The sequence below is a fragment of the Bacillus sp. EB106-06-01-XG163 genome (assembly GCF_058791615.1).
This window is the reverse complement of sequence record NZ_JBYTDS010000003.1, coordinates 166,126-186,815: the sequence shown is the minus strand read 5'-3', so window position 1 is coordinate 186,815 and position 20,690 is coordinate 166,126. Positions and strand designations below refer to the sequence as shown.

The 20,690-nt window shown below is 47.8% G+C and carries 18 protein-coding genes and 1 riboswitch; of the genes, 2 read left to right on the top strand and 16 right to left on the bottom strand.

Features of this window, described 5'->3' with window-relative positions:
* Positions 1-24 precede the first annotated feature (24 nt).
* From sdhB to sdhC, 3 genes are read right to left on the bottom strand one after another with little or no spacing between them, the layout of a single operon-like run.
* Entirely contained in the window at positions 25-783 is a 759-nt protein-coding gene (sdhB, locus tag AC3WTF_RS04900; RefSeq protein ID WP_003152575.1) for a succinate dehydrogenase iron-sulfur subunit, read from the bottom strand.
* Positions 784-785: 2 nt separating this feature from the next.
* Positions 786-2,546: a succinate dehydrogenase flavoprotein subunit gene (gene sdhA, locus AC3WTF_RS04895; protein WP_007408129.1), complete on the bottom strand. Its 1,761-nt coding sequence runs from the start codon at positions 2,544-2,546 to the stop codon at positions 786-788.
* Between the two features lie 33 nt (positions 2,547-2,579).
* On the bottom strand, positions 2,580-3,188 hold the full coding sequence (sdhC, locus tag AC3WTF_RS04890) for a succinate dehydrogenase cytochrome B558 (protein ID WP_003152571.1): 609 nt from the start codon (positions 3,186-3,188) through the stop codon (positions 2,580-2,582).
* A gap of 296 nt (positions 3,189-3,484) precedes the next feature.
* On the opposite strand from sdhC, the gene AC3WTF_RS04885 reads away from it, so the two are divergent.
* Complete coding sequence (locus AC3WTF_RS04885; RefSeq protein WP_007612940.1) at positions 3,485-3,931, top strand: YslB family protein; 447 nt, start codon at positions 3,485-3,487, stop codon at positions 3,929-3,931.
* Positions 3,932-3,977: 46 nt separating this feature from the next.
* Here AC3WTF_RS04885 and AC3WTF_RS04880 read toward each other — a convergent pair whose 3' ends face one another.
* The 9 genes from AC3WTF_RS04880 to AC3WTF_RS04840 all read right to left on the bottom strand — a co-directional run bounded on the left by AC3WTF_RS04880 (position 3,978) and on the right by AC3WTF_RS04840 (position 14,611).
* Positions 3,978-5,207 (bottom strand): aspartate kinase, encoded by a 1,230-nt coding sequence (locus AC3WTF_RS04880; protein ID WP_007408127.1) that lies wholly within the window; start codon positions 5,205-5,207, stop codon positions 3,978-3,980.
* A 125-nt stretch (positions 5,208-5,332) separates the two neighbouring features.
* A riboswitch (Lysine riboswitch) is annotated at positions 5,333-5,512 on the bottom strand.
* 61 nt (positions 5,513-5,573) lie between these two features.
* Positions 5,574-7,346, bottom strand: a complete 1,773-nt coding sequence (gene uvrC / locus AC3WTF_RS04875; RefSeq protein ID WP_020956163.1) for an excinuclease ABC subunit UvrC — start codon at positions 7,344-7,346, stop codon at positions 5,574-5,576.
* A gap of 142 nt (positions 7,347-7,488) precedes the next feature.
* Complete coding sequence (trxA, locus tag AC3WTF_RS04870; RefSeq protein ID WP_020956164.1) at positions 7,489-7,803, bottom strand: thioredoxin; 315 nt, start codon at positions 7,801-7,803, stop codon at positions 7,489-7,491.
* A 153-nt stretch (positions 7,804-7,956) separates the two neighbouring features.
* Positions 7,957-9,447: an alpha-N-arabinofuranosidase gene (locus AC3WTF_RS04865; RefSeq protein ID WP_020956165.1), complete on the bottom strand. Its 1,491-nt coding sequence runs from the start codon at positions 9,445-9,447 to the stop codon at positions 7,957-7,959.
* A gap of 213 nt (positions 9,448-9,660) precedes the next feature.
* Complete coding sequence (locus AC3WTF_RS04860) at positions 9,661-10,638, bottom strand: electron transfer flavoprotein subunit alpha/FixB family protein (RefSeq protein ID WP_020954260.1); 978 nt, start codon at positions 10,636-10,638, stop codon at positions 9,661-9,663.
* 31 nt (positions 10,639-10,669) lie between these two features.
* A complete protein-coding gene (locus tag AC3WTF_RS04855; RefSeq protein WP_007408121.1) occupies positions 10,670-11,443 on the bottom strand; it encodes an electron transfer flavoprotein subunit beta/FixA family protein in 774 nt (257 codons plus the stop codon).
* A 13-nt stretch (positions 11,444-11,456) separates the two neighbouring features.
* Positions 11,457-12,236: an enoyl-CoA hydratase gene (locus tag AC3WTF_RS04850; RefSeq protein WP_032866568.1), complete on the bottom strand. Its 780-nt coding sequence runs from the start codon at positions 12,234-12,236 to the stop codon at positions 11,457-11,459.
* Positions 12,237-12,249: 13 nt separating this feature from the next.
* Complete coding sequence (gene fadR / locus AC3WTF_RS04845) at positions 12,250-12,834, bottom strand: fatty acid metabolism transcriptional regulator FadR (RefSeq protein WP_007408119.1); 585 nt, start codon at positions 12,832-12,834, stop codon at positions 12,250-12,252.
* A gap of 88 nt (positions 12,835-12,922) precedes the next feature.
* Positions 12,923-14,611 carry an AMP-binding protein gene (locus AC3WTF_RS04840; protein WP_492314206.1) on the bottom strand — a complete coding sequence of 563 codons (1,689 nt, stop codon included), beginning with the start codon at positions 14,609-14,611 and terminating at the stop codon, positions 12,923-12,925.
* A 105-nt stretch (positions 14,612-14,716) separates the two neighbouring features.
* Between AC3WTF_RS04840 and AC3WTF_RS04835 the strand changes: the two genes are divergently transcribed.
* Entirely contained in the window at positions 14,717-15,394 is a 678-nt protein-coding gene (locus AC3WTF_RS04835) for a DUF2711 family protein (protein WP_492314205.1), read from the top strand.
* Between the two features lie 138 nt (positions 15,395-15,532).
* On the opposite strand, the gene AC3WTF_RS04830 is transcribed toward AC3WTF_RS04835, so the two are convergent.
* From AC3WTF_RS04830 to AC3WTF_RS04815, 4 genes are all read right to left on the bottom strand, one after another.
* Positions 15,533-15,937 (bottom strand): DUF350 domain-containing protein, encoded by a 405-nt coding sequence (locus tag AC3WTF_RS04830; RefSeq protein WP_003152541.1) that lies wholly within the window; start codon positions 15,935-15,937, stop codon positions 15,533-15,535.
* A gap of 16 nt (positions 15,938-15,953) precedes the next feature.
* A complete protein-coding gene (locus AC3WTF_RS04825; protein ID WP_032870776.1) occupies positions 15,954-18,311 on the bottom strand; it encodes an endonuclease MutS2 in 2,358 nt (785 codons plus the stop codon).
* Positions 18,312-18,331: 20 nt separating this feature from the next.
* A complete protein-coding gene (polX, locus tag AC3WTF_RS04820; protein WP_007408115.1) occupies positions 18,332-20,044 on the bottom strand; it encodes a DNA polymerase/3'-5' exonuclease PolX in 1,713 nt (570 codons plus the stop codon).
* A 105-nt stretch (positions 20,045-20,149) separates the two neighbouring features.
* Entirely contained in the window at positions 20,150-20,683 is a 534-nt protein-coding gene (locus AC3WTF_RS04815) for a CvpA family protein (RefSeq protein ID WP_003152534.1), read from the bottom strand.
* Between the last annotated feature and the right edge of the window lie 7 nt (positions 20,684-20,690).

Below are 20,690 nucleotides of genomic sequence, written 5' to 3'. Positions count from 1 at the left end.
CGGAAGAGGCTCTTTTTCTCTTTCTTATACTCTGTCGCTTCCGAAGAAATTACGGAATGCTTGTAAATTGGTATCTCTGTTCAAAGCGGCGATTGAAGTCGTAAGCGGAATGCCTTTCGGGCAGGATTGAACACAGTTTTGTGAATTCCCGCAATCTCCGAGGCCGCCGTCTGTCATTAACGCTTCTAAACGTTCTGCTTTGTTCATCGCGCCCGTCGGATGGGCGTTAAACAGACGCACTTGCGACATCGGGGCAGGCCCCATGAATTTCGACTTGCTGTTGACGTTCGGGCAGGCTTCGAGGCAGACGCCGCATGTCATGCATTTAGACAATTCATATGCCCACTGGCGGCGTTTTTCCGGCATTCTCGGCCCCGGCCCCAAATCATAAGTTCCGTCAATCGGCACCCATGCCTTCACTTTTTTCAGTGAATCAAACATTCTGCTGCGATCAACCTGAAGGTCACGGACAACCGGGAATGTTTTCATCGGTTTCAGACGGATCGGCTGTTCCAGCTTATCAATCAGCGCCGTACATGACTGGCGCGGTCTCCCGTTGATGACCATGGAGCAGGCGCCGCATACTTCTTCAAGACAGTTCATGTCCCATGCGACCGGAGTGGTTTTCTCTCCTTTTGCATTCACGGGATTTCTGCGGATTTCCATCAGGGCGGAAATCACGTTCAGGTTCGGGCGGTAATTGATTTCGAATTCTTCATCGTATGGCGCGCTTTCGGGCGTATCCTGACGTGTAATGATAAACCGTATCTTTTTCTCACTCATGATTATTTCGCCACCTTCTTCTTCGAGTAGTCGCGTTTACGGGGCGCAATCAGTGATACATCGACATCCTGATATTCAAATTCCGGAGCTTCAAACGGACCGGCATGTTTAGCCATCGTCGTTTTGAGCCACTCATCGTCATTTCTTTCAGGGAAATCCGGTTTATAGTGCGCTCCCCGGCTTTCATTTCGGTTATATGCGCCGAGCGTGATGACTCTGGCAAGCTGAAGCATATTGGAGAACTGGCGGGTGAACATCGCCCCTTGGTTGCTCCATTTTGTCGTATCGTTGATATTGATTTTCTTAAAGCGTTCCATCAGCTCTTGGATTTTGTCATCCGTTTTCAAAAGCTTGTCGTTGTGGCGGACCACCGTGACGTTGGCCGTCATCCATTCTCCGAGCTCACGGTGAAGCACGTAGGCATTTTCGTCGCCGTCCATCTTCATAATATCGGCCCATTTTTCTTCTTCTTTTTTCACATAGGAATCAAATAATGAAGAAGGCAGGTCTTCCGCTGATGTTTCAAGTCCGGAAACATATTTCACCGCATTCGGTCCGGCCACCATTCCTCCGTAGATGGCGGAAAGCAGAGAGTTCGCCCCTAAACGGTTTCCTCCGTGCATTGAATAATCACATTCTCCCGCTGCGAACAGTCCGCGGATGCTTGTCATCTGATCATAATCAACCCACAGTCCGCCCATTGAATAGTGAACGGCAGGGAAAATTTTCATCGGAAGCTTGCGCGGGTCATCGCCCATGAATTTTTCATAGATTTCGATAATGCCGCCAAGCTTAACGTCGAGCTCTTTCGGATCTTTGTGCGACAGATCGAGATACACCATGTTTTCACCGTTGATGCCGAGTTTCTGATTCACGCACACGTCAAAGATTTCACGTGTCGCAATATCCCGCGGCACGAGGTTTCCGTAAGCCGGATATTTTTCCTCAAGGAAGTACCAAGGTTTTCCGTCTTTATACGTCCAGACTCTTCCGCCCTCGCCGCGCGCCGATTCACTCATCAGACGCAGTTTATCGTCCCCCGGGATTGCTGTCGGGTGAATTTGGATAAATTCGCCGTTTGCATAATAAGCGCCCTGCTGATAAACGATTGATGCGGCAGATCCCGTGTTGATCATGCTGTTTGTTGATTTGCCGAATACGATTCCAGGACCTCCTGTCGCCATAATAACGGCGTCAGAACGAAATGACTCGATTTGCATATTGGTCAGATTTTGGGCTACGATACCGCGGCACGTGCGCTCATCGTCAAGCACGGCGCCGAGGAATTCCCAGCCTTCGTATTTTGTAACGAGACCCGCCACTTCATATCTGCGCACCTGCTCGTCCAGTGCGTAAAGAAGCTGCTGACCCGTCGTCGCTCCCGCGTATGCGGTTCTGTGATGCTGTGTACCCCCGAAACGGCGGAAGTCCAAGAGCCCTTCCGGCGTTCTGTTAAACATAACCCCCATGCGGTCCAATAAGTGGATAATGGACGGCGCCGCTTCACACATCGCTTTTACAGGAGGCTGGTTTGCCAAAAAGTCGCCTCCGTATACCGTGTCATCAAAATGCTCAAACGGAGAGTCTCCTTCCCCTTTTGTGTTGACAGCTCCGTTTATCCCGCCCTGCGCGCAGACCGAGTGAGAGCGTTTGACCGGAACGATGGAAAACAATTTAACGGCCGTGCCTGATTCCGCTGCTTTAATTGTCGCCATGAGGCCGGCAAGACCCCCGCCGACTACGATAATGCTTGATTGACTCATGATAGCCCCTCTCCCTCTAGTAATCTAGTTCTCTTACACAAACGCAAAAATCGCTTTTAAACCTACGTATGAAAGCGCTAAAAATATAATCAGCGTCACGTAAGTCGAAATTCTTTGAGAACGCGGCGTGACCGTGATCCCCCATGTGACCGCAAAAGACCATAAGCCGTTTGAAAAGTGAAAAATGACCGATAAAACGCCTACAATGTAAAAACCGAGCATAAACGGCGAGCTCAAAATATTCGCCATCATATCGAAGTTGACTTCAGCGCCCATCTGCGCGGCAATCCGCGTCTGCCATACATGCCAGCTGACGAAAATAAGGGTGAGAATACCAGTGACACGCTGAAGCACAAACATCCAGTTTCTGAAATAACTGTAGTGGCCAGCGTTGTTTTTCGCAGTAAATGCTATGTACACACCGTAAACCGCATGATAAATTAAAGGTAAGAAAATAATAAAAATTTCTAACGCATACCTGAACGGCAGACTGTCCATAAAGCCGGCCGCCTTGTTAAACGCATCCGCTCCCCTTGCGGCAAATTGGTTGACGACTAAATGCTGGATCAAAAAGATGCCGACCGGAATAACACCGAGCAAGGAATGCAATCTTCGAAAATAAAACTCTCTGTTCCCAGACATTACTTTACCCCCTGTTTGATTTAAGTGCGAAATGTACTAAAATCTCTGCCCCCACTTCGTTTCAATTGTAAGCACTTTATTAAAATTTATTGACAATTTCATTTTACTCCTCCCTCAAAAGGGCGTCAAGAAAACGTGTACATAAATTATAATTTTCGGAATTGATTATCTGGAGGGAAAATTTTATTTTCCTGCGATATCTTTCTCACATTTTTTCGCGTGTTTTATAGGATCATCCTGTAATCCTCCCCCCTGTTTAAGCTATAATAAACGAAGGAGAGAGGGGAATACATAATATGAAGAATAATTATGAAGCAGCTTTAGAACCTTTAACTGAACTCGACGTCAGCGCATACGGCTACGAATTAATCCGGGAAATCGTGCTTCCGGATATCCTCGGCCCGGAGCATTCATCGATGATGTATTGGGCGGGAAAACGCCTCGCCCGCAAATTTCCTCTTCAATCGTGGGAAGAAATCCCCGCCTTTTTTGAAAAAGCCGGCTGGGGAACTTTGACAAACGCAGGATCAAAAAAACAAGAACTGGAATTTGAACTGGAAGGACCGCTCGTATCCAGCAGACTCAAACATCAGAAAGAGCCTTGTTTTCAGCTTGAAGCCGGTTTTATAGCCGAACAGATTCAATTGATGAACGATCAGATCGCAGAATCTTATGAACAGGTAAAAAAGAGAGCGGATAAAGTCGTCCTGACTGTAAAATGGGATATGAAGGACCCTGTATAATTGAAAAAAGGCGGTGACTCCAAGTCCCGCCTTTTTGCCTGCCCGTTTACACGGCAGACGGCTGTTTAGAAAGCTCAAACGCATCATGAAGCGCTTCGACCGCTTTCACCATATCATTTTCGCTGACAACCGCTGATACTTTTATTTCAGATGTGCTCACCATTTTGACTTGTACATTTTTTTCCGCCAGTACGGCAAACATGTCCGCGGCGACGCCGGGATTTGAAACCATGCCCGACCCGACAATGGAGACTTTCGCCAGTTTTCTTTCGGTTTCAATTTTTTCATAGTCAAGCGCGTTTTTATATTCTTCAAGCACGGCGACCGTTTGCGCGGCATCTTCCGTTTTCACTGAGAAAGAAATATCCGCTTCCCCATCGTCCGACTGTGTCTGAATAATAATGTCAACGTTGATGTTTCGTTTTGCCAGCGCGGTGAAGATTGTTGAAAGAGTAGTCAGTCCGCTTGTCAGGCCCGTAACGGACACCCTCGTGATCTGGTCTTCAAATGCAATTCCTCTGACGATTAAATTCTGCTCCATTGATGATTCCTCCTCAATTAATGTTCCCGCTTCATGTTCCGTACTTGACCGCACTTCTAAAGGCACTTGGTAGTTTTTCGCGAACTCAACCGCCCGCGGGTGAAGAACACCCGCTCCCAGATTTGCAAGCTCCAGCATTTCATCATAAGAAATTCCCGCCAGTTTTCTCGCTGACCGGACATACCGCGGATCTGTCGTAAATACGCCCGGAACATCTGTATAAATGTCGCATTTATCCGCTTCCAGCGCTGCGGCAAGAGCGACCGCCGTCGTATCGGAACCGCCCCGTCCGAGCGTCGTGATGCCGCCGTCTTCCGTTACGCCCTGAAAACCGGCAACGACTGTAATCCTGCCTTCTGCAAGCTGCGAACGAATCGCCGTGATATCAATATCCGTAATTCTCGCATTGCCGTGAACGGCTTCCGTGCGGACACCCGCCTGCCAGCCCGTATAAGAGACGGCGTCATATCCTTTTTCCTGAAGCGCCATGGCCAAAAGCGAAATCGTGACCTGCTCTCCCGTAGACAAAAGCATATCCATCTCGCGTCTGCTTGGTTCAGATGTGATTTCAGCCGCGAGGTTAACGAGCGCGTCGGTTGATTTTCCCATTGCCGAAACGACGACTACGACGTCATGGCCTTTTTGCTTTTCAGCAATGGCGCGATTTGCGGCATTTTGAATTTTTTCGGCAGAACCGACGGAAGTGCCTCCGAATTTTTGTACGATAAGACCCATACTAGACCACCCTTTACATTTTGGTTCGTGCGGGTGAGGAGAAAAGAGCGTTTTGTCCACAATAAAAAAAGCAATGAGAGGAATAGCTCTCATTGCTTTTTCATATCATTACGATTGATTATGAACAACGAGATAGCCCTCCAAGAAAATAAATTCTTGACAGCCTTACATTTATTTAATGCAAGGCCAGCAAATCACACCGATGGGATGTGATACACTTCGGCGACGCTCCCCTTTCAGCCTTTTTCGCAGAATCCATCATTCTCCAAAGGCTTACTATTGAAGTTCGCACCTCTATCTTCACCATATAACACGATCTTATGAAATTAGTTCACATTCTAGCAGATTTTTCAGAAAAGCACAATACTATTTTTTTAATTTTTCAAACAGCAGCTGGGCCGCCGCGGCCGGCACACCCGCTTTTTTGATATCGTCAAGGCTTGCTTCCTTCATCTTTTTGACAGATCCGAAATGTTTTAAGAGCATTTTTTTGCGTTTTTCGCCGATTCCGGGGATATCATCCAGAACGGATTGAAAGGCGCTTTTTCCCCGAATCTGTCTGTGAAAGCTGATCGCAAAACGGTGAACTTCGTCCTGAATGCGCTGAAGCAGGTAAAACTCTTGGCTGTTCCGCTCCAGAAACACCGGTTCAAGCGGGTCGCCGATCAAAAGGTTGGATGTTCGGTGTTTATCATCTTTCGCCAATCCCGCTACCGGGACATCAAGGCCGAGCTCATTCTCAAGCACGTCGCGCGCCGCGTTAATCTGCCCTTTTCCGCCGTCAATGATGATTAAATCCGGCAGCGGAAGATTTTCGCGAAGCACCCTCGTGTATCTTCTTCTGACGACTTCCCTCATTGAGCCGTAATCATCAGGCCCTGTTACGGTTTTAATTTTATATTTGCGGTATTCCTTTTTATTCGGTTTTCCGTCAATAAAGACAATCATGGCCGATACGGGGTTTGTGCCTTGAATATTGGAGTTGTCAAACGCTTCAATCCGATGCGGCGTGTAAATATTCAGCGCTTCGCCAAGCCGTTCGGCTGCACCGATTGACCGTTCCTCATCCCGCTCGATTAACGAGAATTTTTCCCGCAGAGCGATTTTCGCATTTTTGTGCGCAAGCAAAAGCAGCTCTTTTTTCGGGCCTTTTTTCGGCTGATGCACGGCGGTTTCCAACAGCTCGGTGATCATGTCCCTGTCAACGCTGTCAGGCACCAGAATTTCCTTAGGCAGAAAGTGATTGTTTTTAGAGTAGAACTGGCCGATGAAGGTCAGAAATTCTTCATCCGCTTCCTGATACATCGGAAACATGCTGACGTCGCGTTCGATCAGTTTTCCTTGGCGAATGAAAAAGACTTGGACGCACATCCAGCCTTTATCGTAGGCATATGCAAACACATCGCGGTCCAGAAGGTCATTCATGGTCATTTTTTGCTTCTCCATCGTCGATTCGATGTGAGCAAGCTGGTCGCGGAATTCTTTAGCCCGTTCAAATTCAAGCTTTTCCGCCGCTTCTGCCATTTTCGCTTCGAGCTCTTTTTTGATTTCGTTATGCCCTCCCTTTAAAAAACGGGTGATGTCTTCAACAATCTCGCGGTTTGTCTCCTCAGATATATCCTTTACACATGGGGCGAGGCATTGTCCGAGATGATAATAGAGACAGACGCGGTCCGGAAGCTTTGAGCATTTCCTGAGCGGGTAAAGGCGGTCCAGCAGTTTTTTCGTTTCCCGCGCCGCCTGCACATTCGGATACGGGCCGAAATAGCGTCCTTTGTCTTTTTTGACATTCCGGGTGACAATCAGCCGCGGATGGCGTTCATGGGTGATTTTAATAAAGGGATAGGTTTTATCATCTTTCAGCATGACATTGTATTTCGGATCGTATTTTTTAATCAGATTCATTTCCAAAATAAGCGCTTCAAGATTGGAGGAAGTCACGATATATTCAAAGTCCTCAATCTCCGACACAAGCCGTTGGGTTTTTGCGTCGTGAGAACCGGTGAAATAAGATCGCACCCTGTTTTTCAAGACTTTCGCTTTCCCCACGTAGATGACTGTTTTTTGACGGTCTTTCATTAAATAACAGCCCGGCTGATCGGGAAGGAGGGCCAGCTTTTCTTTCAGTTGTTTATTCATACGTTACCCTTCCTTACATTCATTTCTCGTGTCCATTCAGTGTATCACGAACACTTGTTTTTCTCCATTCTCAGCTTTTGGAAGATCAAAAAAGGCGATTCCCTTTCAAAGGAATCGCCCTGCCGTAACGGAAGCTTTCGGCTTACAGATGTTTGTTTACAAGCTCTTCAAGAGCTTCTTTCGGTTTGAAACCGACAGATGTTTCAACGACTTCTCCGTCTTTCAATACGAGAAGTGTCGGGATGCTCATGACGCCGTATTTACCGGCAGTTTCTTGGTTTTCATCCACGTCGATTTTGACGATTTTCAGTTTGTCTCCCATTTCTTGATCAATCTCTTCAAGAACGGGCGCGATCATTTTACAAGGTCCGCACCAAGGAGCCCAGAAATCAGCCAATACGACACCTTCACTTGTTTCAGCTGAGAACGATTGATCAGTTGCTTTTACGATAGCCATTTTGTTATTCCTCCAATTGTCAAATGATGATTTTTAGTATAGCATCTCCCATTCGTTCATGCTAATTTAATGCTTATATTATTTTCTCCCGATCCCGCCGGAAATAATCTTATTTATACAGTGTATTATAACCGGGCGGCAGGCGTTCAAAACTTAAGATGGATTCGCAGGCAGCGTGATTAGTACAACCGCCATCGGAGGAAGCTCCGCCTCAAGTTTTCCGCCCTTTTGAGCAAACCCGGAAAACGGCTTCGGTTTGACGTTTTCCGGACTGCTGAATGTATTGTGGGCATTCATTTTTTCCGCGTGAAGAATCGTTCCCGAAGGCTTCCCTGTCTTTTTCATGCCCCGCAGTTCAATCTTCACATCAGCTTTTTGCAGATGATCGATATTGCAAAGGCTGATATGTATGTCTCCGTTTTGCTGTTTGGACGCTGAAATGCTGACTTGCGGGAGCCGGCCGTCATTCCATTCGTACCCGGCTGCTTTTGTTTCTGTCGCCAAAAAAGAAGCGTCCTGATGCACCTTAAACATATCAAACACATGATACGTCGGCGTCAGCAGCATGTCTTTCCCTTCTGTCAGGATCATTGCCTGAAGCACGTTGACAGTTTGCGCGATATTGGCCATCTGTACGCGGTCTGCATGCTGATGAAAAATGTGAAAATGCGTCGCGGCCACAATGGCGTCGCGGATCGTATTCTGCTGATACAGAAAGCCCGGATTCGTGCCTGGCTCAGGATCAAGCCACGTGCCCCATTCATCAATGATCAGCCCGACTCTTTTTTCGGGATCGTACTGATCCATGATGGCGCTGTGCCTTGTGATCAATTCATCCATATGCGCCGCTTTTTTCATCGTGATGAACCATTCATCTTCCGTAAACTCCGTCGCTGATCCTTTCCCCTTCCAGAAGTCGCCCGGTATTGTGTAATAATGCAGGCTCAGCCCGTCCATGAGATCAGCGGCTTTTTTCATTAAAGTTTCAGTCCAGCGGTAATCGTCGACATTCGCGCCGCCGGCAATTTTATAGATTTCATTACCGCTGTAATTGCGGACATAGGTTTGAAAGTTTCTGTAAAGGTCGGCATAATACTCAGGATGCATGTTTCCGCCGCAGCCCCAGTTCTCATTCCCTATTCCGAAATATGTCAGCTTCCACGGTTTTTCCCGCCCGTTTTCTTTTCTCCAGTCGGACATCGGCGTGCCCGCTTCAAACGTCATGTATTCAATCCAATCAGCCATTTCTTTAATCGTTCCGCTGCCGACGTTTCCGGCGATGTACGGTTCGCAGCCGAGCAGTTCACAAAGCATCATAAACTCGTGCGTGCCGAATTCATTGGAATCAATCGTCCCGCCCCAATGGGTATTCAGCATGGTTTTGCGTTTCCCTACGCCGTTTGCCCAATGGTATTCATCTGCAAAACAGCCGCCCGGCCATCTGAGGACGGGAATCTGAAGCTGTTTGAGGGCGGCGGCGACATCCGTCCTGACCCCGCCGGTATTCGGAATATCGGAATCTTTTCCGACCCAGATGCCCTCATATATGCCTCTTCCCAGGTGTTCCGCGAAATGTCCGTATATGTTTTTATTAATGGTTCCCCGTGTGATATCAGTTTGAATAACTGCCGTATTGTGAGACAAACTTGATCATTCCTTTCCCTTAATAAGAATGAAAGCACTAAAGCCGATCTATGTATCTGGGATGTATGCTGAATGGATAAGTTTGTAAGCGCTTTACAAAAGCTTATTATATTGGTTCGTACATGTCAATCTCTTATTTTATCAACCTTTAATTTGTACGAACCAATTAACACAAATTAAAACCCTCTGACAAATAAGCCAGAGGGTTTATGATTATGAATGAATATTGGCATTTTTAAATTCTTGGGTCAGAAGCGGAACCACTTCGAACAAATCGCCGACAATTCCGTAGTCCGCTATTTTAAATATTTCCGCTTCCGGGTCTTTGTTAATGGCAACAATGACCTTACTGTTTGACATGCCCGCCAAGTGCTGAATCGCTCCGGAAATGCCGCAGGCGATATACAAATCCGGCGTGACGACTTTTCCCGTCTGGCCGATTTGAAGGGAATAATCGCAATAGTCCGCGTCACACGCGCCGCGTGAAGCGCCCACCGCTGCTCCGAGCACCTCGGCAAGTTCTTTTAACGGTTCAAATCCATCTTTGCTTTTTACACCGCGGCCTCCTGCTACGATAATTTTCGCTTCTGATAAATCCACGCCGTCCGCCGTTTTTTTGACTACTTCTTCAATGACCGTCCGCAAATCTGCCGGAGGCGCCGCAAGCTCTTCGATATCACCCGTCCGGCTCGCGTCTTTTTCTAATGCCTGAATATTATTCGGACGAATCGTCGCCAAAATGAACGGATCAGTTGAAATCACCTGTTCAAAGGCTTTGCCGGAATAGATCGGTCTTGTAAAAACGATGTTGTCTCCGGTAACGCTTACATCCGTGCTGTCTGAAATCAGCCCCGTTTCAAACCGGGCCGCAAGCTTAGGTGACAAATCTTTTCCCATAGAAGTGTGGCCGAAAATGACCGCATCAGGCTTTTCATTTTCGATCAAATCCCCGAGAACCGCGGCATATCCGTCCGCCGTATACTGAGAAAGCCCCGGCGAATCGGCCGTAAATACTTTGTCGGCGCCGTACTGAATGAGTTCTGGTGCTGCATCAGCTGCGCCTTTTCCCATCAGCACGCCGATGACATCTCCTCCGCCGGAAATGGTTTTGCCTGCGGCTATGGCTTCAAAGGTGACGTTCCGTAAGGCGCCGTCACGAATTTCTCCGAGTACGATCACTTTTTTTCCCATTCTGACATCCCCCAGTTTCTTTAATATCGGTTTATACGACTTTGGCTTCTTTTCTCAGCAGTGACACAAGCTCTTTCGCCTGCTCAGCGGCTTCTCCTTCGATCAGTCTGCCCGCTTCTTTTTGCGGCGGCAGAAAACGTTCGATCGTTTTGAGCTTCGGTGCGGCATCATCTTCATCAATGTCGAGATCATCGAGCTCAAGTTCTTCCAGCGGTTTTTTCTTCGCCTTCATAATGCCCGGAAGCGACGGATAGCGCGGCTCGTTTAAGCCTTGCTGTGCCGTGATGACTAAAGGAAGTGAGGTTTTAATGATTTCGGTATCCCCTTCATTGTCTTTCTCTGCCACAGCTTCATCGCCGCTGATTGTCAGTTTTGTGATCGTTGTGACGCAAGGAATGTTCAGCAGTTCGGCAAGCCTTGGAGCCACTTGGCCTGAACCGCCGTCAATCGCGACATTTCCGCCGAGAATCAGATCATATTCCCGGTCCTTGAAATAATGATATAAGATAGTTGAAATGGAGTATTGGTCAGGATCGCTCAGATCATCTTCAATATTGATTAACACCGCCTGGTCACAGCCCATCGCAAGGGCGGTTCTCAGTTCTTTCTCCGCATCTTCTCCGCCGACGGTTACGGCGGTAACGGTTCCGCCGTGCTCTTCCTTCAGCTGAATGGCTTCTTCAATGGCGTATTCATCATATGGATTAATGATAAATTCGGCCCCGTCCTCCTGAATCTTTCCTGCTTCAATGACGATTTTCTCTTCTGTGTCAAACGTCCGTTTCATCAGTACAAATAGATTCATAATCTTATCCCCTTTATCTTCGCCCACCGAATTGAGGCTTTCTTTTTTCGAGAAATGCCTGAATGCCTTCTTTTGCGTCATCTGATGCAAATGCTTCCCCAAAGCGCTTTGCTTCAAGCTTTAAGCCGCCGTCATAAGAATAGATCTTATTTGAATAAAGGAGCTCAAGCAGATAAGCCATCGACTGCGGGCTTTTTTCCGCAAACTTGCCCGCGAGCGTTTTCGCCTTTTTCAGCAGCTCTTCCTCATGTTCGGCGCCTATCGTGACAAGGCCGAGGCTGAGCGCTTCTTCTCCGGACACAGGTTCTGAAGTGCCGATCATTTCAAGCGCTTTCGCCGTACCGACGTACCGGGGAAGCCGCTGCGTCCCGGCAAAGCCCGGAATAATGCCGAGATTCAGCTCGGGCAGGCCTAGCTTTGCATCCAATGTAGCGATTCTGATATGGCAGGCCATGGCTAGCTCAAGGCCGCCTCCGAGCGCAGCGCCGTGAATCGCTGCGATCACGGGCTTCGGAAACCCTTCAATTCTTTCCATCAGCTGCTGGCCTTTATCCGCCATGGCAGAAGATTGCTCAAGATTTTCAAGCGACGTAAATTCCTTTATATCGGCGCCCGCCGAGAAAAATTTCCCCTCACCGCGAATGATGATGCTTCTGACGCTGTCATCTGTTTCACATCGGTCGAACAGACCGGACAACTCATCTAAAACCGCACCGGATAGCGCGTTGGCCGGCTGATGATTAATGGTAATCACCGCAACAGATTGTTCTACCGCCATCGAAAGGCTGTTCATCCGTCAACCCCCTTTAGTTTTGATGAATCCCTGACACCAACAGCTCCAATACCTTGTCTGACAAATCCGGAAGATCATATTTCTGATCGTTCATCACCCATGTTGTCACTGTTTCATCTATCGTCCCGAATATCATCTGCCGGGCGAGGCGGACGTCGAGATTGTCTTTCCATTCCCCCGACTTGATTCCTTCGGTCAAAATGGTGTCCAGCATGTTTAAATAACCTTTTAAAATATCATTGATTTTCAGGCGCAGCTTGATATTTGACTGTCTGAGCTCAAGCTGGGTCACAATCGCGAGGTGGCGGTCATTGCCGAGCAGTGTGAAATGCTGCTTAATAACGAGGGCGAGTTTTTCTTTTGCCGTCGTTTTTTCTTTCACTTCTTCTTCCATGCGTTCAATGAACTGGCCCATCTTTTCTTTAAAAAGAGAAATGAGTATATCCTCTTTGTTTTTGAAATATAAATAGATGGTGCCGTCCGCAACGCCGGCCTGCTTGGCGATTTTGGACACCTGTGATTGGTGATAGCCGTTTTCCGCTATGACTTCTACTGCTGCATCAATAATCTGCATATACTTTGGCCGTTTTTGGTTCAATGTCATCGTTCCTTCCTTCGATAAATGAATGACTATTCATTCATAACTTCATGATAAAAAGGAATCCGGATTTTGTCAAGTTTTTCTTTTAAGGCACCTTGTTTTCACGGGAAGCATCTTCTTCTTCGACTAAACGCCTTCTTAATATTTTTCCGACGGCCGTTTTCGGAAGCTCTTTTCTGAATTCGTAAAGCTTCGGGACTTTGTACGGCGCAAGCCGCTCTCTTGCAAACGCATCAAGCTCATCGGCATCTGCCTCGGCGCCTTTTTTCAAAACGATAAATGCTTTCACCGTTTCCCCTCTGTAGGAATCAGGGACGCCCGCTACGACGATTTCCTGAACGGCTTCATGCTCATAAAGCGCCTCCTCCACCTCCCGGGGGTAAATGTTGTATCCGCCGGCAATGATGATGTCTTTTTTCCTGTCGGCGATGTAGAAAAATCCTTCCTCATCCATATATCCCATATCTCCGGTAAACAGCCAGCCGTCTCTGATGACACGCGCCGTCTCCTCCTGCTTATTCCAGTATCCTTTCATGACTTGAGGGCCTTTTACGATCAGCTCGCCGTGTTCATACGGCTTCGCAAGCCCGCCTTTTTCTTCTGAATAGATTCCGGCGTCGGTATTGGGCCAGGGACAGCCGATGCTGCCTGGTTTATTTTTTCCCCAAATGAAGTTTGAATGGGTAACCGGTGATGCTTCGGATAATCCGTAGCCTTCCACAAGCTTTCCTCCGGTCACTTTTTCAAATTTCTGTTTGACCTCAACCGGCAGCGCCGCTGAACCGCTCGGACAGCTTTCAATGGAGGACAAATCATACTTATTCAGCTCCGGGTGATGCAACAGCCCGATGTAAATCGTCGGTGCCCCGGGAAAAACCGTCGGCTTCAGCCTGTCGATTGTTTTCAGGGTATCCAAAGGATTAAATTTAGGAAGAAGGATCATTTCACATCCCTGCATAATGGAAAAATTGAGCACGGCGGTCAATCCGTACACATGAAAAAAAGGCACGATGCCGAGCACCTTTTCGGCTCCCTTTTTCATTTTGTACATCCAGGCGGCGCACATTTCTGTATTGGCCTGAATGTTCCGGTGTGTGAGCATGACACCTTTCGGATAGCCGGTTGTTCCGCCCGTGTATTGAAGCACGGCGATGTCATGCGCAGGGTCAATATCAAATGGCTCTGCCTCCTCCGCGCTTTCGTTTTTTAAAATATCCGCTAATTTGTGAATTTGTTCGCAGCCGTCATAATCAATATGCACCTGTTGTTTTTGCGTGAGCGTATACAGCATATTTTTCGGAAACGGCAAAAAGTCTTTTATACTTGTTGTAATAATGCGTTCGACGATTGATAACGTTTTCATTTTTATCACCTTCGGAAACAGCATATCAAGGGTGATGATCACGCGCGGCGCACTGTCTTTCAGCTGATACTCAAGCTCGTGTTCCGTGTAGAGAGGATTGGTCTGAACGACAATGCCCCCGGCAAACAATACGCCGTAAAAAGCGATGACCGACTGCGGACAATTGGGCAGCATAATGGCGGCTCTGTCACCTTTTTTCAGGCCTGTTTTGCGTAAAAAAGCGGCTAGCTTTAATGAATCTGTGAGAACGTCTTGAAATGTGAGTTTTTTTCCGAGAAAATAAATGGCGGTATGGTTCGGGAATTGAGCTGCGGAGTTTGTCAGATTGGATGGCAGGGTTTGATCGGTAAATTCAAGCTCATGCGGAATCTCTTCGGGATATTGAGAAAGCCATGGCTTTTCAGACTGCATAATACCTCTCCCTTCTGTTTTCCTATACGCTATTATTATAGCAGAAGGGTGATTGGAATGGGAAAGCGTTTCATGTGAAATTTCGAGTTTCAGGAGGTGTTGAGCTTGCTGGAAACGCTGCATTTTGAAGAAGGAGTTCCTATCCTGCGCCAGCTGCCGAAGCCGTTTACGTCGGCCGCCTTTTTGCTTCATCCCTTTGTCCGGATGCCTGATGGGTGGGAAGAGCAAAAGCGCAAACGGCCTTATGAACATATATATCCGAGTGATGAGGAGATCATCGCGATGGGCAGACCCGTTTCCTGGAAATCCGTCATGACCGTTTGCGGATTGCGCTCTGAAAAAGAGACAGCGCTTGCGCTTATGACTGCTGTCACGGCACTTCGGGATGAATATGCACATCCTGAATCCGCCGAGCTGTTAAATCGGCTTCATCATCCCGATCTGTACTTGCCGAGCGATGATGTCACTTCGCCATTTTTGATACCGGGACTTTTGGATGTGTTCCGTTCAAAAGGCATAAAGCGCTGCACTTATTATGAGCCTGTCGAAGAGAAAGGCATATTTTCACTCAATCAAACGGCGGCTTCGGATGTATGCGGATTGCTGCGGGCTGACATGATCATTGCCGACGAAAAACGGCGCGCCGCTTTTATGAGCATATATGATTCTTTTACGACACTCTTTCTCATGGAAGATCAAGACATGCCGTCTGTCATCCGCGCCATGAGTTGGGAAGCCGTCATTTGCTCTGATACGGCCTGCATAAACTGGTATTCTCAATAAAAAAGGCCGCCGATTCTAGTTCGGCAGCCTTTTTTCAGTATTAAGATGTCATGACCAGATAAATAAGTCCGATGAACAGAAAAATTCCCGCTGCCGACAGCAGCACTTTCGCAAGCTTCTCCATTTTTCCCCGTCCCCTTAAATCCCGGCGGCCACCACGAATGACAGGCCGACTGAGATGACAAATGAAATAAAGCCGACAGCTCTGTTATCTTTTTCAATTTCTTTATCAATTTTAAACCGGGGCGTCAGAAATTCAAAGATAAAATAGCTGATTAAAAGCATAATAAATCCGTATACGCCCCAGCCGATCATTTGCAAAAGCGAATTATGCTGGGCGATGCTGTGCTGAAAGACATTCGCGATACCGAGAATTTTCCCTCCGGTCGCCATTGCCACCGCAAGATTGCCTTTTTGGATTTCCACCCAGTTTTTATAGGATGTCACCAATTCAAACACGGTCAGAAAAATGACGAGACACAAGACGGCTACACTGTAATAAGCCGCGATTTCAACAAGCTCATTTTCCCAAAAAGCATTCATGACGTTTACTCCCTTTTTATTTTAGTTCGACAATCGTTACGCCTGATCCTCCTTCTCCCGCTTCCCCGAACCGCGAGCTTTTCACGCTGCGGTGGTTTTTCAGAAGATCCTGCACCCCTTTTCGGAGGGCGCCCGTGCCTTTTCCGTGAATGATGGACACTCTCGGATGGCCGGCAAGCACCGCGTCATCTAAATATTTTTCGACGCGGCTGAGGGCGTTTTCGTAACGCTCTCCCCTGAGGTCAAGTTCAAGGGATACGTGATAATCCTTCCCTTTTACGGCGGTGATTGCTTTTTCTTTTTTCGGTTCAGGAGCCGATTTGAGAAACTCAAGATCTTTTTCCTTCACCTTCATTTTGAGGATGCCGATTTGGACGTTCCATTCTTTCTCGCCGGTTTTCTCAAGCAGCGCCCCTTTTTGTCCGAATGTGAGCACCTTTACTTCGTCGCCCGGCTTCAGCTCGCGTTTTTTCTCTGTCTTTCTTTCCGGCTGCTTTGATTTTTCAAAAGCCGGCATCGCGTCTCCGAGACGTTTTTTGGCGTCAATCAGCTCGTGTTCCTTAAAGGATCTGTGTTCTTGCTTGATAGACCTGAGCTCGCGGATGATCTGTTCGGCTTCATTTGCGGCGGCTTCCAGTTTTTCCGCAGCTTTCTGCTCGGCTTCTTCCATCATTTTATCTTTTTGGGCGTTCAGCTCAATGATTTGCTGCTGAAGTTCTTTGTGCAGTTTTTCTGCTTCTTTTCTGATTGATTCGGTTTCAGAAAGCTCTTCATCCGCTCTTTTTTTGCTTTTTTCAAGCGATGCGATCATCAGATCGACTTCGTTATGTTCGGCGGTCATTTCTGACTTCGCCTGGCCGATGATATGCTCCGGAAGCCCAAGGCGTCTTGAGATTTCAAATGCGTTGCTTCGGCCCGGCACTCCGATCAGAAGCTTATAGGTAGGCGAAAGCGTTTCAATGTCAAATTCAACGCTGGCATTCATGACGCCTTGTCTGTTATATCCGTATGCTTTCAGTTCCGGATAATGGGTTGTCGCAAGCACTCTGGCGTTTGTCCGGTGAACTTCGTCAAGGATGCTCATGGCAAGCGCCGCTCCTTCCTGCGGATCTGTTCCGGCACCGAGTTCATCAAACAGCACAAGACTGTTTTCAGACACGTCTTTTAAAATATTGACGATATTGACCATGTGGGATGAGAACGTACTCAGACTTTGTTCGATCGACTGTTCATCGCCGATATCGGCAAACACATTGTCAAATACTGCTGCTTCCGATCCCTCATCAGCCGGTATGTGCAATCCTGCCTGCGCCATTATCGTCAGCAGCCCGAGTGTTTTTAACGTAACGGTTTTACCGCCCGTATTCGGTCCCGTGATGACGATCGTTGAATAATCTCCGCCCAGTTCAATATCGTTGGCCACGACTTGATCTTGGGGCAGCAGCGGATGGCGTGCTTTTTTAAGACGGATAAAACCGTCTCCGTTCATGAGTGGTTTTGTCGCCTTCATCGCTTTTGCGTATCTCGCTTTAGCGAAAATGAAATCCAGTGTCTGCAGCACTTCCACATTTTGAGCGATTTCTTGTGTGTGTTCAGCCGTATGCTCCGTCAGCATCCGGAGAATCCGTTCGATTTCCTGTTTTTCTTTTACTTTCGCCTGCTGAAGCGAGTTGTTCATATCTACGATCGCCTGCGGTTCAATAAACAGTGTCGCACCGGATGAAGATGTATCGTGGACAATTCCGCCGTAGCTTGATCTGTATTCCTGTTTGACCGGGATGACAAAGCGGTCATTCCGAATCGTAACGATGGTGTCAGACAGCATTTTAGAAGCGGAAGATGAACGCAGCATCGATTCAAGCCGGTCTCTGACTCTTGATTCAAGCGTCCTGAGCTGCGTGCGGATTCCCCTTAAAGCGGGGGATGCATGATCAAGCACTTCGCCGTGATCATCAATGCAGGAGTTAATCTCCCTTTCCAAATCGCCTAATGTAATCAGTTCTTCTGCATGGGCCTGTATCAGCGGAATGCTGACGCCGTCTTCTGTCATTTGGCTGATAAAGTGCTTCATTTGTTTAACGGCATACAGCAGCCCGGACAATTCGGTAAATTCCGCCGGCGTCAGCACACTGCCGATTTCCGCCCGCCGTAAAGCGGATCTTATGTCGGTCAGGCCGCCGAACGGAGCATGGCCTCTCAAGCGCATGACCGCGGATGCTTCTTCGACTTCATCCAGCTGTTTTTGGATGTCTGAGAGATCCGTCAAAGGTTTCAGCTGCAGAAGCTTCTCCCGGCCGAGCGATGAGGCGGCATGTGCGGTAATCTGTTCTTTTACTTTATGAAATTCAAGTGATGATAACACTTTTTGCTGCACGGTTTTGTGATCCTCCTTACTTAATCATTGCGCGTCAGAAATGCTTTGACCTCGTGTAGCGGCCGGGCGTTTAACACATGTTTTGTCTCCGTCCACCCTTTGCGCGCAGCGGTCACGCCCGTTTTCATATCATCGAGCATCTCGATATTATGGGCATCGGTATTAATGACCAAAGTCACACCTTTTTCATTTGCTTTGATCAGATGCTCAGTCCGTAAATCAAGGCGCGCGGGGTTTGCATTCAGTTCAAGCGCTGTATTTGTTTTGGCGGCGAGTTCAATCAGCATGTCGATGTCGACTTCATAGCCGGCCCGTCTGCCGATCAGGCGTCCCGTCGGGTGGGCGATAATGTCCACGTGCTTATTCGTCAGCGCCTGTTCAAGCCGTTTCATAATGACATGCTCCGGCTGGCTGAAGCTTGAATGAATAGATGCGATGACAAGATCCATTTCAGACAGAACACTGTCATCATAATCAAGCGAACCGTCGGGGAGAATGTCCATTTCTACGCCTTTAAAAATATGAAAATTTTCAAATTCAGCATTTAACGCGTCAATTTCTTCCGCCTGTTTTTTGAGCCGTTCGGCCGTTAACCCGTTGGCTACCTTTAAATATTGGGAATGGTCGGTGATCGCCATGTACTGATAGCCTTTTGCCATACACGCTTCTGCCATTTCTCTGATGGAAAAAGCGCCGTCACTCCAGGCTGAGTGCATGTGGAGATCGCCTTTTATCGCTTTATGCTCCACAAGATCCGTTTCTTCCCGGTACGTGTCGACCTCCTGCCCGCTTTCTCTGAGCTCAGGAGGAATAAACGGCAGACCGAAGTGGGCGTAAAACGCTTCTTCGCTCGGGAATGTTTTGACGTCTCCCGTTTCTATGGTTTCTACTCCGTATTCACTGATCCGTTCACCGCGCTCTTTCGCCAGCTGGCGCATTTTAATGTTGTGATCTTTAGAACCGGTAAAATGATGCAGTGTGGTGGCAAACTGTTCCTCTGTCACAAGCCGGAAATCCACACTCGTCTCATATTCAAAGGTCAGGATGACTGATACTTTTGTATCCCCGCTCGCTATCACGTCTTTTACGTTTGGGAGGGAAAGAAGCTGTTCTCTGACAGCCTCCGGATGATCTGTAGCGATAATGTAATCGAGATCTTTTACGGTTTCCCGCGCTCTTCTGAGACTGCCGGCCCGGGAATATTTCTGAATATCCGTCAGCCGGGCCAAATGTTCTTCAATTACTGAAGCAATGCTGAGCGCATAGCCGATCGGAAACCGTTCCGGCTGTTTTCCGGCTTCTCCGAGAGCCTGGAGGATTTTCTCCTCCGTTTTTTTGCCGAAACCGGCGAGCCCCTGTACTTTTTGCTGCTCGCATGCTTCTTTCAGCGATTCCGCGTCATGAACGCCCAGTTCCTGATACAGCTTGGCGATTTTTTTGCCGCCGAGGCCCGGAAGCTTCAAAAGAGGAACCAAGCCTTCCGGAACTTCTTTCTGCAATTGGAGAAGCGTGCCGGACACACCTTCCTGCATATATTCACGAATGACGCCGTAGGTGCCTTTTCCGATTCCGGATAAAGACATCATGTCGTCGATTTCCGACAGGCTGCGGTCATCCTGCTCAAGCGCCGCTGCCGCTTTTCGGAAGGCTGATATTTTAAACGGGTTGTCCCCTTTCAGTTCCATATAGACCGCAATCGTTTCAAGCAGCCTGATGATATCTTTTTTATGCATACTGTTAACCCCCAGTCGTTTCCTGCTTCTCATCATACAAATTTTTCTCCTCCGGCACAACTGACGCAGAGCTTGAAAAAAACTTCTCCGGTCAAGAGAAGTTTTTTATGCCCCGTACTGGGCCCACAGTTCTTGCAGGAGCCCTGACAGATACGGCGTATGATGTGTGATGATATTTGCAAGCGTCGATTGTGCGAGCATATCCTGAAGCGCGCTTACCGGCAGTACGGATGCGACGTATAACAGGATAAACGCAAATAAATAGACTTCCAGAAATCCGAGCACCCCGCCCAGCAGTTTGTTGATCTGTTTAATGACCGGAATGCCGGCGATAATATTAAGCGCCGCTCCGATAATCCGAAGCAGAATCTTTGCGATGATAAACAAAATGACAAACGCGATCGCGTTGTAATAAGCCGTCTCTACGTTTCCTTTAATAAAAGACAGAGCCGCCTGCCCGCCGGAAAAATCAGGCGCGGGTATAAAGCTCAGATGCGGGGCCAGGTTTTTGTAAAAAAGCGCCGCAAACGCAATCGAGAGGATGAAACTCGTTAAATATATAAATTGGAGGATAAATCCTCTTTTTAATCCAAGCAATGTGCCCATTAAGAGCAGAACTAAGATGATGATATCTATCATATGGTGT

Coding starts and splice junctions, on each gene's coding strand:
- sdhB (WP_003152575.1), bottom strand. CDS start 783: ATGAGTGAGAAAAAGATACGGTTTATCATTACACGTCAGGATACGCCC.
- sdhA (WP_007408129.1), bottom strand. CDS start 2,546: ATGAGTCAATCAAGCATTATCGTAGTCGGCGGGGGTCTTGCCGGCCTC.
- sdhC (WP_003152571.1), bottom strand. CDS start 3,188: ATGTCTGGGAACAGAGAGTTTTATTTTCGAAGATTGCATTCCTTGCTC.
- AC3WTF_RS04885 (WP_007612940.1), top strand. CDS start 3,485: ATGAAGAATAATTATGAAGCAGCTTTAGAACCTTTAACTGAACTCGAC.
- AC3WTF_RS04880 (WP_007408127.1), bottom strand. CDS start 5,207: ATGGGTCTTATCGTACAAAAATTCGGAGGCACTTCCGTCGGTTCTGCC.
- uvrC (WP_020956163.1), bottom strand. CDS start 7,346: ATGAATAAACAACTGAAAGAAAAGCTGGCCCTCCTTCCCGATCAGCCG.
- trxA (WP_020956164.1), bottom strand. CDS start 7,803: ATGGCTATCGTAAAAGCAACTGATCAATCGTTCTCAGCTGAAACAAGT.
- AC3WTF_RS04860 (WP_020954260.1), bottom strand. CDS start 10,638: ATGGGAAAAAAAGTGATCGTACTCGGAGAAATTCGTGACGGCGCCTTA.
- AC3WTF_RS04855 (WP_007408121.1), bottom strand. CDS start 11,443: ATGAATCTATTTGTACTGATGAAACGGACGTTTGACACAGAAGAGAAA.
- AC3WTF_RS04850 (WP_032866568.1), bottom strand. CDS start 12,236: ATGAACAGCCTTTCGATGGCGGTAGAACAATCTGTTGCGGTGATTACC.
- AC3WTF_RS04840 (WP_492314206.1), bottom strand. CDS start 14,611: ATGCAGTCTGAAAAGCCATGGCTTTCTCAATATCCCGAAGAGATTCCG.
- AC3WTF_RS04830 (WP_003152541.1), bottom strand. CDS start 15,937: ATGAATGCTTTTTGGGAAAATGAGCTTGTTGAAATCGCGGCTTATTAC.
- polX (WP_007408115.1), bottom strand. CDS start 20,044: ATGCATAAAAAAGATATCATCAGGCTGCTTGAAACGATTGCGGTCTAT.
- AC3WTF_RS04815 (WP_003152534.1), bottom strand. CDS start 20,683: ATGATAGATATCATCATCTTAGTTCTGCTCTTAATGGGCACATTGCTT.